Source organism: Piscinibacter gummiphilus (genome assembly GCF_032681285.1).
Lineage (GTDB): Bacteria > Pseudomonadota > Gammaproteobacteria > Burkholderiales > Burkholderiaceae_C > Rhizobacter > Rhizobacter gummiphilus_A.
On sequence record NZ_CP136336.1, the window covers coordinates 16460 to 27978 of the forward strand.

General features: G+C 69.0%; 11 protein-coding genes. 2 read left to right on the plus strand and 9 right to left on the minus strand.

Annotated elements, in window-relative coordinates:
* The first annotated feature begins 17 nt into the window (after positions 1 to 17).
* On the plus strand, positions 18 to 371 hold the full coding sequence (locus RXV79_RS00105; RefSeq protein ID WP_316701234.1) for a hypothetical protein: 354 nt from the start codon (positions 18 to 20) through the stop codon (positions 369 to 371).
* A 14-nt stretch (positions 372 to 385) separates the two neighbouring features.
* Here RXV79_RS00105 and RXV79_RS00110 read toward each other — a convergent pair whose 3' ends face one another.
* Complete coding sequence (locus RXV79_RS00110) at positions 386 to 1399, minus strand: tripartite tricarboxylate transporter substrate binding protein (protein WP_413816651.1); 1014 nt, start codon at positions 1397 to 1399, stop codon at positions 386 to 388.
* Positions 1400 to 1557: 158 nt separating this feature from the next.
* Between RXV79_RS00110 and RXV79_RS00115 the strand changes: the two genes are divergently transcribed.
* Complete coding sequence (locus RXV79_RS00115) at positions 1558 to 3672, plus strand: PAS domain S-box protein (RefSeq protein ID WP_316701235.1); 2115 nt, start codon at positions 1558 to 1560, stop codon at positions 3670 to 3672.
* Here RXV79_RS00115 and RXV79_RS00120 read toward each other — a convergent pair.
* From RXV79_RS00120 to RXV79_RS00155, 8 genes are all read right to left on the minus strand, one after another.
* Positions 3669 to 5021, minus strand: coding sequence for a solute carrier family 23 protein (locus RXV79_RS00120; protein ID WP_316701237.1), 1353 nt, complete (start codon positions 5019 to 5021; stop codon positions 3669 to 3671). The two genes, RXV79_RS00115 and RXV79_RS00120, sit on opposite strands and share 4 nt — an antisense overlap.
* A 201-nt stretch (positions 5022 to 5222) precedes the next feature.
* Positions 5223 to 5414: a hypothetical protein gene (locus tag RXV79_RS00125; RefSeq protein ID WP_316701239.1), complete on the minus strand. Its 192-nt coding sequence runs from the start codon at positions 5412 to 5414 to the stop codon at positions 5223 to 5225.
* A gap of 14 nt (positions 5415 to 5428) precedes the next feature.
* Entirely contained in the window at positions 5429 to 5674 is a 246-nt protein-coding gene (locus RXV79_RS00130; protein ID WP_316701240.1) for a hypothetical protein, read from the minus strand.
* 181 nt (positions 5675 to 5855) lie between these two features.
* Positions 5856 to 6800 (minus strand): alpha/beta hydrolase, encoded by a 945-nt coding sequence (locus tag RXV79_RS00135; protein ID WP_316701241.1) that lies wholly within the window; start codon positions 6798 to 6800, stop codon positions 5856 to 5858.
* A gap of 199 nt (positions 6801 to 6999) precedes the next feature.
* Positions 7000 to 7614, minus strand: a complete 615-nt coding sequence (locus tag RXV79_RS00140) for a TetR/AcrR family transcriptional regulator (protein ID WP_316701242.1) — start codon at positions 7612 to 7614, stop codon at positions 7000 to 7002.
* Between the two features lie 54 nt (positions 7615 to 7668).
* Positions 7669 to 9378 (minus strand): ABC transporter ATP-binding protein, encoded by a 1710-nt coding sequence (locus RXV79_RS00145; RefSeq protein WP_316701243.1) that lies wholly within the window; start codon positions 9376 to 9378, stop codon positions 7669 to 7671.
* The gene (locus RXV79_RS00150) at positions 9375 to 10424 is read right to left on the minus strand and encodes an ABC transporter permease (RefSeq protein WP_316701244.1); all 1050 of its coding nucleotides are present in this window, start codon (positions 10422 to 10424) and stop codon (positions 9375 to 9377) included. The genes RXV79_RS00145 and RXV79_RS00150 overlap by 4 nt, the downstream gene beginning before the upstream one ends.
* The gene (locus RXV79_RS00155; protein WP_316701245.1) at positions 10421 to 11359 is read right to left on the minus strand and encodes an ABC transporter permease; all 939 of its coding nucleotides are present in this window, start codon (positions 11357 to 11359) and stop codon (positions 10421 to 10423) included. Before RXV79_RS00155 ends, RXV79_RS00150 begins: the two co-directional genes overlap by 4 nt.
* Between the last annotated feature and the right edge of the window lie 160 nt (positions 11360 to 11519).

Sequence of the window (11519 nt, forward strand, 5' to 3'; positions counted from 1 at the left end):
CCCACAGGGAGACTGCCATGTCATTCGTCTACAACCCCATCGTGCACTGGCCCTTGAGCGGCTCGGTGACGCAGGACATCAGCCCGACCCTGCTGGCCAAGGCCGGCGACACCGACATCGAGGTGCGCGTGCTGCGCGAGGTCGCCTCGTATGGCATGCAGATCGGCAAGCTGAGCGAGCTGGTGCTCAAGCTGGCCGACGCACTGCCCAAGGGCACCCTCGACGCCGAGGGCCGCGAGACGCTGCGCGAGCTGCGCTGCATGGTCGAGGACATCGAGCGCATCAAGCAGGAGCAGCGCCCGCTGCCCGCCACGATCAAGGAAGCGCGGGAGTTGCAGAAGTCGCTCAAGGAGCGCTTCCCTGATCTCTAGTCAGGAGTCTCCGATCAGTCGACCTTCGCCCCCGAGGCCTTCACGACCTTCTCCCACTTCTTCGTCTCGGCCGCGATGTAGGCCGCGAACTCGGCTGGCTTCATGCCGCTCGGGATGGCGCCCTGCGACAGCAGCCGCTCCTTCAGCTCGGGCGCGCCGAGCGACTTGGCCGTTTCCTGCTGGATGCGGTTGACGATGTCGGCCGGCGTGCCGGCGGGGGCGAGCAGGCCAAACCACGAGCTGGCCTCGAAGCCCTTCACGCCCGCTTCGGCGATGGTGGGCACCTCGGGCAGCGCCGCGCTGCGCTGCGCGGTGGTGACGGCCAGTGCCTTCAACTTGCCGGCCTTGATGTGCGGCATGGCCGAGGGCAGGTTGTCGAACATGATGTCCATCGTGCCGCCGATGAGGTCGAGCAGCGCCGGGCCCGAACCGCGGTACGGGAAATGGACCATGAAGGTGCCGGTCATGCTCTTGAAGAGCTCGCCCGAGAGGTGGATCGAGGTGCCGTTGCCGCTCGACGCCATGTTGAGCTTGCCGGGGTTGGCCTTCGAGTACTTGATGAGGTCGGCGATGGAGTTGATCTTGGCGGCTTCGGCACGCGCCGGGTTCATCACGACCACGTTGGGCACGCCGGCCACCAGGGTGATGGGGGCGAAATCCTTGATCGGGTCGAAGGGCATCTTCGGGTACAGCGACTGGTTGATGCCATGCGTGCCCACCGTGCCCATGAGCAGCGTGTAGCCGTCGGCCGGTGACTTGGCCACGAGATCGCCGCCCACGTTGCCGCCCGCGCCGGGCTTGTTGTCGACGATGAAGGTCTGGCCGAAGGCCTTGCTGAGCTCGGGCGCCATCGCACGCGCCAGGATGTCGGTCGTGCCGCCGGCCGCGAAGGGCACGACGATGCGCACCGGCTTGGCCGTGGGCCACGCAGCTTGCGACCATGCCGTGGGTGTGGCCATGAAGGCGGCACCGGCGGCCAGCGCGCGGCGGCGCGTGATCAAGTTTGGAACAGCTTTGGAACGTGACATGCGGCGAGACTCCAGGAAGCAGTGACCGCACCAGTGTGCAACACCGAAGTGCCGCGACAAAAGTGGGTATTTCGAGCAGGTTCGAAGAGAGGCAGGCCTTCCCAAGCCTGGGGTGCTGTGACACAGTGACCCGAACTCTGCACCGCGGCGTGACGACCTTGAGTGAACCACCCGTGAGCCCGCACGACCTCGCCGCCATCATCGGGCGAGTGCAGTCTCGTTATATCCGCGCGGCGCCTCCTCGCGAGGTGTTCGAGCCCCTGCTGATCGACCTGCTCGACTGCACCGGCAGCGAATACGGCTTCATCGCCGACGTGCTGCACGACGAACACGGTGCGCCCTTCCTGCGCATGGAGGTCCTGACCGACATCTCGTGGAACGACGCGACGCGGGCGATGGTCGAGCGCCACCTGCGCGGTGGCGAGGGTGATGCACTCGAGTTCCACAACCTCGGCACGCTCTTCGGTCACGCGGTGCGCACGGGCGAGGTCGTCGTCAGCAACCAGCCGGGCAGCGACCCCCGTCGCGGCGGCGGCCTGCCGGCGGGCCACCCGCCGATGCGCGCCTTCCTCGGCGTGCCGCTCTTCCACGGCGGCGAGATGGTGGGCCAGCTGGGCCTGGCCAACCGCCACGGCGGCTACGACCAGGCGCTGGTCGACCGGCTGCAGCCGCTCTTCACCAGCGTGGCGGCCATCATGGGCGCGGTGCGCGCCGAGCGCGCCCGCCGCGCCGCCGAGCAGGCCTTGCGCGAGCAGCGCGCGCAGCTGCAGGCCACCGTCGACCTGGCCGGCGTGGGCATCGTCGAGCTCTCGCTCGACGGCACGCCGCGCATGATCAACCAGCGCATGTGCGACATGCTCGGCCGCACGCGCGAAGCGCAGATGAAGCTGCGCACCGACCAGGTCACCCACCCCGACGACCTGCCCGCCGAGCAAACCCTGCGCGCGCGGCTGCTGGCCGGCGAGGTCCCGCGCTACCACTGCACCAAGCGCTACCTTCACGCCGAAGGCCACGCGGTCTGGGTCAACGCCAACACCTCGCTCGTGCGCAAGCCCGACGGCAGCCCCGACTACCTCATCGTGGTGGCCGAAGACATCACCGAGCGCATGCAGGCCGATGCCGCATTGCGCAGCAGCCAGCAGCGCTTTCTCGACCTCGTGAATTCGGTCGACGGCATCTTCTGGGAGGCCGACCTCGAAGAGCGCCGCTTCACCTACGTGAGCGACAAGGCCGAGGCCATCACCGGCTTCGCGCCCGCCCGCTGGATGGAGCGCGCCTTCTGGGCGACCCGCGTGCACCCCGAAGACCGCGACCGCGCGGTGAGCGAGATCATCGCGGTGCAGCTCGCCGGCACGCCGCAGTCCATCGAATACCGCTTCATCGCCGCCGACGGGCGTGTGCTCTGGATGAGCAGCCTTGTCACCGTGCTGCAAAGCGAAGACGGCCGCCGCCTGCTGCGCGGCCTCATCATCGACGCCACCGCGCTCAAGCAGGCCGAAGAGAGCCAGCTGGCCGCGCAGGCGGCGCTGCGCGCCAACGCGGCCAAGACGCAGTTCCTCTCGCGCATGAGCCACGAGCTACGCACGCCGCTCAACGCGGTGCTCGGCTTCGCGCAGCTGCTCGCGCTCGACACCGCGCACCCGCTCACGCCGGCGCAGCGTGCGCGCGTCGACCACATCTCGCAGGCGGGGTCGCACCTGCTCGCGATGATCAACGACGTGCTCGACCTCTCGCGCATCGAGAGCGGCGGCGTGTCGCTGATGCCGGCGGTGGTGCCGGTCTACGTGGTCGTGAGCGAGGCGATCTCGCTGGTGGTCAATGCAGCCGCCCAGGCCGGCGTCACGATCACCGTCGACCGCAGCGCACGCGACCTCGCCGCCCCCACCACCTGCGTGCGTGCCGACCACCTGCGCCTGCGGCAGGTGCTGGTCAACCTGCTCAGCAATGCGATCAAGTACAACCGCTCCGGCGGCACCGTGATCCTGCGCTGGCCGGTGGCGCCCGATGGCCAGGTGCTGTTGCAGGTGCAAGACAGCGGCATCGGCCTCAGCGCCGCGCAGCAGGAGCACCTCTTCGAGCCCTTCAACCGGCTGGGCATCGAGCGCAGCGGCATCGAAGGCACCGGCATCGGGCTCGTCATCACCCAGCGGCTGCTGCAGGTGATGGGCGGGCGCCTCAGCGTGGAAAGCACGCTGGGCGTGGGCAGCTGTTTCACCGCCAGCCTGCCCGAGGCGCAGCCGGCGAGCGCACTGCCGGTGCAGGCGCAGGCTTAAGTAGGTTTCCTGCGGCCGAGCAGCGCCCAGAGCGCGATGGCGCCGAAGGTTGCGGTGCCGATGCCGCCGAGCGACCAGCTGCCGAACTTGAGCGTGAAATCGCCGGTGCCGAGGATCAGCGTGACCGCGGCGACGATGAGGTTGCGGTTATCGCTGAAGTCGACCTGGTTGTCGACCCAGATCTTGGCGCCCGCCACCGCGATGAGGCCGAAGACCACGATGCTCACCCCACCCATCACGGCCAGCGGAATGGTCTGGATCAACGCGCCGAACTTGGGGCTGAAGCCGAGCACGATGGCGATCAGTGCTGCCACCACGAACATCGCGGTCGAGTAGATCTTGGTCGCCGCCATGACGCCGATGTTTTCGGCGTAGGTGGTGACGCCGGTGCCGCCCGAGGCGCCGCTGACCACCGTGGCCACGCCGTCGCCGATGAAGGCGCGGCCGAGCATCGGGTTCAGGTCACGCCCGGTCATCGCGCTCACCGCCTTGATGTGCCCGAGGTTCTCGGCCACGAGGATGAGCGCCACCGGCGCGATGAGCAGCATCGCCTCGCCGCTGAACACCGGCGCCGCGAACTTCGGCAGGCCGATCAGCGGCGCGGCGGCGATGGCCGAAAAATCGATCGGCTTGCCCAGGCCCAGGCCATTGGTGAGCACTGCGTAGACCACGCTGGCCGCGATCAAGCCGACGAGAATCAGGAGCCGCTGCGTCATGCCGCGCGTGTACACCGCGACCAGGCCCACGCTCACGAAGGTGATGGCCTGCATCCATGCGTCGAACGAGGTCGGGGCCATGTTCTTGATCGGCACGCCCGCGAGGTTGAGCCCGATCACGGCCACCACCGAGCCGGTGACGACAGGCGGCATCAGCCGCTCGATCCAGTGCACGGCCTGGCCCTGCTCCACCTCGTCGACCTCCAGGCCGGCGATGGTGCTCGAGCGGAAGTGGCGCACGTTGGTGAAGTGCACCAGCAGGCCGATCAGCGTGTAGATCACGCCGCAGGCGATGATGCCGCCGAGCGCCACGCCGAGGTTGAGGTTGGGCCCCTTGCCGGCGTAGCCGCTGGCGGCGATCACCACGCCGATGAAGGCGAAGCTCGAGCCCAGGTAGCTCGGCACCTGGCCTTGCACGATGAAGAAGAAGATCAGCGTGCCCACGCCGCTCATGAGGATGGCGACGTTGGGGTCGAAGCCCATCAGCAGCGGCGCGAGCACCGTGGCGCCGAACATCGCGATCACGTGCTGGACGCCCATGGCGAAGGTCTGCGGCCAGGGCAGGCGCTCGTCGGGCGCCACCACGATGCCGGGTACGGGGCGCTTCACGCGCCATTCGGGGAAGAGGGCCATCTCCTGTCTCCTTGCTCGCGCAGTTTGTGCGCGGCAGTGTAGGAGTGGCGGGGTCAGTGCGTCATGGGGATGACGCGGGTTCGACAGGACGAAAAAGATAGGGAAGCGGGACAGGTCTCGGGAGCTCGCTCTCATCCACCCCGAATTGCCCGCTTCCCTTGGACGTCACACGTCGAAAAACCCTCTCTCACTTATCTCGAATCAACGGCCGTGGGGCTTGAGCCCCGGCGGCGGGAACAGCGACAGCTGCGCAGGCGTGCGGCTGGGCTGCAAAACCTTGAACGAACGGTCGGCGGGCAGCGTGGCCCAGCTCGAATCGGGCGCGCTGCGGCGCTGCACGGGTGCGCGTGCGGTGCTCGGCAGCGTCACGCGGGACACGGTCGGCTCGCTCATGGAGGGCCTCCCGGTCAGTGGCCGACCAGCCAGCGGCTGGGGGCGAATTCGCTCGGGCGCACCGCCAGCGACTGCGCGGCGGGCGGGGCCAGCACGCTGGCCGCGCGGCTGAGCCAGGTGCTCAGGTTGGCCTGGCGCGGCGCGGCCGGCTGGGCCAGGCGCAGCATCGACGAAGCGCCTCCGCGGCAGCTGGGCGAGGCCGGGCGCACGCGGCGCGTGGCTTGCGATGCAGAGGAGGTGGAGCGATGAAACAACGGCATGGCACGACGTCCTGTGAATGTCTCGCCTGCCTGGTCTCTCTGGGCCTGCGGCGGCGGTATGCGACTCCAGGCGCAGCTTCCGTGCCAGTGCTGACTTGCGGTTTTTCGTGAGACTTTCGACGACGCCGGCCACGTTTTGATGGCCGGCCGCGCCGTTTTTTGTCAAAGCGTAAGGGCGGCGTTACACCTCTGACCCGTTTGGTCGCCCGGGGTCGTGCTGGGAGCCTCGGGCCGCCTGCAGGTGGGCCGTCACGGCCGCGGCCACCGCCGCGTCGCCCAGCACGCGCCGGTGGCCGAGGGTGTGTGTCACCAGCAGCGAGGCGCCCCGCAGCGCCTGCGCGAGGCGCTGGCCCACCGCCAGCGGCGAGACGCGGTCGTGCTCGTCGTGCACGACCAGCGTGGGCTGCGCCACGTGCAGCCCGAGCCAGCCGGGCTCGAAGCGCTGAAGAGGCACGCCTTCCACCCGCTCGATCCAGGTGCCCATGCGCTGCGGCAGGCCGTCGCCCAGGCCGAGGCTGCGTGCAAACCATTGAAGAAAGAGCGCCGGTGGCGGCGAAGGCGCGAGCAGCGCCAGCCGCTGCACCGGCAACCCGTTGGCAGCCGCGTGGGCGGCGGCCAGCGCCCCGAGCGAATGGGCGACCACGCCATGCAGCGGCCCAAGCCGCGCCGAGGCCGCCCACAGCGCCCGCACGAACTGCGGCAGCGTGGCGCGCCAGCCGGCGCTGCGGCCATGGGCCGGGAAGTCGAGCAGCACCGGGTCGAGGCCGGCCGCATGCAGCGTGTCGGCCAGCAGGAGCATCTGCTGGGCGTCGCCGGCCCAGCCGTGAACGAGCAGCACGGTGGGCCGCTCGCCCTTCCCTTCGGGGCGTCGCCGGTAGACGGCCATCGCGCCTTGCTCGAAAGGCCAGTGCTCGACCTGCCAGCCCGCGGGCAGCGGGCGCCGCCGCGCGGCGAGCTTGAGCGGCATCGGGGTGAAGAAGAGTCGCAGCGCGAGCCGGGTGGCTGCCGCTGGCGCGACCGACTGCGACACCCGCAGTGCAGCGCCCAGGCTGCGGGCGATGAGGCCGGCGTAGAACGCGGCGGCCGGGTTGGGGGTGGCCGCGGGGGCCACGGTGGGGGTCGTCATCTGGGGCCTCCTAGAGCTGGAAGTCGGCATTGCGGTGTGGCACGGAAGCCCACACGTCCTGCAACCACGCGCCGGCCCACGCCAGCGCGCCCACGAGTCCGAGCAGCACAACGATCAACATGGTTCAACTCCTTGTGTCGCACGATCGTGCGAAGTTTGGCCAGCAAAAACGTCGGCGGGGTGCATCACGGCGCCCCCGTCAACGACGGGAAGGAACTTGCAGCGAGCTGATGATCCGCTCGTAGGCGGTCCAGGCGCGGTCGGCGGCACGCGGGTCGCGCAGGAAACGCGCCTCGCGCATCAGCGTGACGAAGAGGCCGTCGAGCTCGAACACGAGCTGGTCGGGGTCGAGGTCGGGGTCGAGGTGGCCGGCCTCCACCGCCTGCAGCACGGTGCGGCGCAGCGCGGTGCGCCAGCGCTGCACGTGCGTCAGCAGCAGCTCGCGCAGCGGGCCCTCGCGGTCGTCGAACTCGAAGGCGCCCGCGGTGTAGAGGCAGCCCATCTTGATCTCGACGTCACGGGCCCGCTGCATCCACAGGCGCATGATCGCGTTGAGCCGCGGCAGTCCGCGCGGCTCGCGCATCGCGGGGGTGAACACGTCGGCCAGGAAACGGCGGCCGTACTCGTCGATCACCGCGGCCTGCAAGGCTTCGCGCGAGCCGATGCGTGAAAATACGCCGCTCTTCGACAGGCCCAGGCGCTTGGCGACTTCGCCGATCGTCAGGCTGTCCAGCCCATCGGCGGCGGCCATCGCGAGCGAGGTGTCGAGGATCGCGGCGAGGGTGAGCTCGCTGCGTTCGGTCTTGGTTTCCATGGGGCATATCTTCGCACGATCGTGCGAAGTGTCAAGCCCTCCCCTTTCGAAGGGTCAGGCGGCGGCGGCGCGGGGCAGGCCGCGCGGCACGGCGGCGAGCAGGCGGCGGGTGTAGTCCTGCTGCGGTGCGTCGAGGATCTGCGCGACGCTCGCCTGCTCGACCACTTCGCCGTCCTTCATCACCAGCACCTCGTCGGCCATGAAGCGCACCACCGCGAGGTCGTGGCTGATGAAGACGTAGGCGAGGCCGAGCTCATCCTGCAGGTCCTTGAGCAGGTTGAGCACCTGGGCCTGCACCGAGACGTCGAGCGCGCTCACCGCTTCGTCGAGCACCAGCACCTCGGGGTCGAGCGTGAGGCAGCGGGCGATGGCCACGCGCTGGCGCTGGCCGCCCGAGAACTCGTGCGGGTACTTGTAGAGCGCGGCTTCGTCGAGGCCCACCTTGGCGAGCAACTTGCGCGCGCGCTCCTGCCGATCGGCGTCGTTCGCACCCACGCCGTGGATGCGCATCGGCTCCACCAGCGTCTGCCCGATGGTGAAGCGCGGGTTGAGCGAGGCATACGGGTTCTGGAACACGACCTGGATGCGCCGGCGCATGGGCAGCAACTCGTTGCGCTTGAGGCTCAGCAGGTCGCGCCCGTCGAACATCACCTGTCCGCCGGTCGGGCCGCCGTTGGGGTCGTGCAGGCGCAGGAGCGCAAGGCCCATCGTCGTCTTGCCCGAGCCCGATTCGCCCACTACGCCGAGCGTATGCCCACGCCGCAGCGTGAAGGTCGCGCCCTTCACGGCCTTGAACTCGGCCCGGCCGAACACTCCGCGGCGCAGCCAGTAGCTCTTGCGCAGCGCGGTCGCTTCGATCACGACCGGGGCGTTCGCGTTCTTCGGCTTGGCGGGGGCACTGGTCACGACCCCGGCGATGTGGTCGTCGATGGTGGCGAGCCGCGCGCCGCGGTTGGCGAGCGTCGGCCGGCAGGCGAGCAATGCCTTCGTGTAGGCGTCCTGCGGGGCGGCGAAGACACGCGCCACCGCGCCCTGCTCACGCACGGTGCCCGAGCGCATCACCACCACGTGGTCGGCAATCTCGCCCACCACCCCCAGGTCGTGGCTGATGAAGAGCATGCTCATGCGGTGCTGCTGCTTGAGCTTGCCCAGCACGTCGAGGATCTGGCGCTGGATGGTGACATCGAGCGCGGTGGTGGGCTCGTCGGCGATCAAGAGCTTGGGCTCGCAGGCGATGGCCATCGCGATCATCACGCGCTGCTGCTGGCCGCCCGACAGCTCATGCGGGTAGGCCGACAGCCGGCGCTGCGGGTCGGGCAGGCCGACCTCGTGCAACAGCGCTTCGGCGCGGGTGAGCGCCTGCCGCGGCGTGAGGCCCAGGTGTTTGATGAGCGGCTCGCACAGCTGGTGGCCCACGGTGAAGACCGGGTTGAGCGAACTCATCGGGTCCTGGAACACGCAGGCGATCTCGCGGCCGCGCAGCGCCTGCAGTTCGGGCAGGCTGGCCTTCAGCAGGTCGCGCCCCTGGAAGGTGATGGCGCCGCTGCGCTCGGCGTTGTCGGGCAGCAGGTTGAGCACCGACATCGCGGTCACGCTCTTGCCCGAGCCCGACTCGCCGACGAGCGCCACGGTGGTGTTCTCGGGCACCTCGAAGCTCACGCCCTCGTCGCCGCGGCCGACGGCCTGGAAGCGTTGCACCACGCCATCGGCCTTGCCGGTACGGAACGAAACGCGCAGGTTCTGAAGCGACAACAAAGCGCTCATTCGAGGCCTCGCAGTTTGGGATCGAGCGCATCGCGCAGCGCATCGGTGAAGAGCGAGAACGCCGTGACGAACACCGCCATGAAGGCGGTCGCCGCCACGAGCTGCCACCACTGCCCGAGGATCAGCTCGCTCTGCGCTTCCTGCAGCATCGTGCCCCACGACACCTCGTCGACGCCCACGCCCAGCCCCAGGTACGACAGGATCACCTCGAACTTGATGAAGCCCACCACCAGCAGCGACATGCGCACCAGCACCACATGGCTCACGTTGGGCAGGATGTGGCGGAACATGCGCGAAGTGGTCGACGCGCCGATCGCTTCGGCCGCACGCACATATTCGCGCGCGGAGTGCTTGAGGAACTCGGCGCGCACCTGCCGGTACACGCCCGTCCAGCCGACGAGTGCGAGGATGATCGCCACGCTGCCGATGCCGCGGCCGAACACCACCGCCATCACCAGCAGCAAGAGGATGTCGGGCATGGCCGTGAACACGCTGTAGAGCCATTCGAGGAAGTCGCCCACGCGTCGCCCGAAGAAGCCGGCCAGGGCGCCCAGCACCGTGCCGATGAGGGCGGCGATCACCGCACCGACGAGGCCCACGACCACCGACGTCTGCGTGCCCTTGGCCGCCTTGGCCAGCACGTCGCGCCCCAGGCGGTCGGCGCCGAAGGGCAGCGTCTCGGCCTTGGGCGTCTCGCTCGACTTGAGCTGTGCGGCCCGGGCCGCCCATTCCGCATAGCGCGGCGCGAGCGGGTCCACCGACGAGATGTCGAGCACCGGCCCCTTGGGCGCCGGCAGCGCCGACGATTCCACCTTCGGCGCCGGCCCCATGAAGGTGGGCGGTGCGTTGGCCACGCCCACCTCGCTCTGCCAGCCCTTGGCGACGAGCCCTGTGCCCGTGAGCACGATCAGCACGATGAACGCCAGCACGACGGCCATCGACGCGAGGCCCACGCGGTCGGACCGCAGGCGTTTCCAGGCGGCCCGCCACACGCCATCGGACTTCACCACCGGCACGGCTTGCGGTGTCGACAGCACCGCGCTCATTTCAGCACCACCCGTGGGTCGACCAGCTTGTAGAGGATGTCGGCCAGGAGGTTGATCACCATCGTGAGCATGCCGAGGTAGATGGCCACCGACTGGATCACCGGGTAGTCGCTGCGGTTGACCGCGAGGATGATCTCGCGACCGAGCCCGGGGATGGAGAAGAACACCTCGATCAGGAACGAGCCGACGAAGACCCCGGGCAGCATCAGCGCCACGTTGGTGAGGATGGGGATCATCGCGTTGCGCAGCACGTGGTGGAAGAGCACCGTCTTCTCGGTCATGCCCTTGGCGCGGGCGGTGCGCACGTAGTCGTGGCCGAGCTCGTCGAGGAAGAAGCTGCGGTACAGCCGCATCTGCGGCGCGATGCCCACCATCACGGCCAGCAGCGCCGGCAGCGGCACGTAGGTGGTGAGGTTGGTGAGCACGCTGTCGCTCCAGCCCTGCACCGGGAACCAGCCGAGCTGGAAGCCGAACACGTACTGGCCGAGGATGATGTAGACGAGGAACGAGATCGACAGCGCCACCGTCGTGATCACCATCGCCGTGCGGTCGGCCAGCGAGCCGCGCCGGTAGGCCACCCACATCGCGATGGGGATGGCCAGCAGCACGTCGAGCAGGAGGATGGGCAGCATCACCGTGAGCGTCGCCGGCAGGCGGGTGGCGAAGATGCTGCTCACCGCTTCGTTGGTGGCCCAGCTCTTGCCCCAGTCGAAGGTGACCACGCCCTTGAGGTAGATCCACAGCTGCACGTACCAGGGCTTGTTGAGGCCCAACTGCTCACGGATGGCGTCGATCTGTGCCTGGCTCGCATTCAGCCCACCGAGGATTTCCGCGGGGTCGCCGCCGACCCACTTGAAGAGCAGGAAGACCAGCAGCAAGACCCCGAGCAGCGTGGGGATCATCTGCAGCAATCGGCGGATGACGTAGGCGGCCATGTGGTGTGGTGTGCGGGCGTCCAGGGGGTCGATCAGCGCGCGAGTCTAAGCGGGGCCCCCCGGCGAATCGCCCCGCGTTTGCCCGGGTCATCGCCACGCAACTTGCATGCCGCCACCGAGTCCATGCGCCTTAGACTTTGACGCGAACTTTCCTGGAGAC

Coding starts and splice junctions, on each gene's coding strand:
- RXV79_RS00105 (WP_316701234.1), top strand. CDS start 18: ATGTCATTCGTCTACAACCCCATCGTGCACTGGCCCTTGAGCGGCTCG.
- RXV79_RS00110 (WP_413816651.1), bottom strand. CDS start 1,399: ATGTCACGTTCCAAAGCTGTTCCAAACTTGATCACGCGCCGCCGCGCG.
- RXV79_RS00120 (WP_316701237.1), bottom strand. CDS start 5,021: ATGGCCCTCTTCCCCGAATGGCGCGTGAAGCGCCCCGTACCCGGCATC.
- RXV79_RS00125 (WP_316701239.1), bottom strand. CDS start 5,414: ATGAGCGAGCCGACCGTGTCCCGCGTGACGCTGCCGAGCACCGCACGC.
- RXV79_RS00130 (WP_316701240.1), bottom strand. CDS start 5,674: ATGCCGTTGTTTCATCGCTCCACCTCCTCTGCATCGCAAGCCACGCGC.
- RXV79_RS00135 (WP_316701241.1), bottom strand. CDS start 6,800: ATGACGACCCCCACCGTGGCCCCCGCGGCCACCCCCAACCCGGCCGCC.
- RXV79_RS00140 (WP_316701242.1), bottom strand. CDS start 7,614: ATGGAAACCAAGACCGAACGCAGCGAGCTCACCCTCGCCGCGATCCTC.
- RXV79_RS00145 (WP_316701243.1), bottom strand. CDS start 9,378: ATGAGCGCTTTGTTGTCGCTTCAGAACCTGCGCGTTTCGTTCCGTACC.
- RXV79_RS00150 (WP_316701244.1), bottom strand. CDS start 10,424: ATGAGCGCGGTGCTGTCGACACCGCAAGCCGTGCCGGTGGTGAAGTCC.
- RXV79_RS00155 (WP_316701245.1), bottom strand. CDS start 11,359: ATGGCCGCCTACGTCATCCGCCGATTGCTGCAGATGATCCCCACGCTG.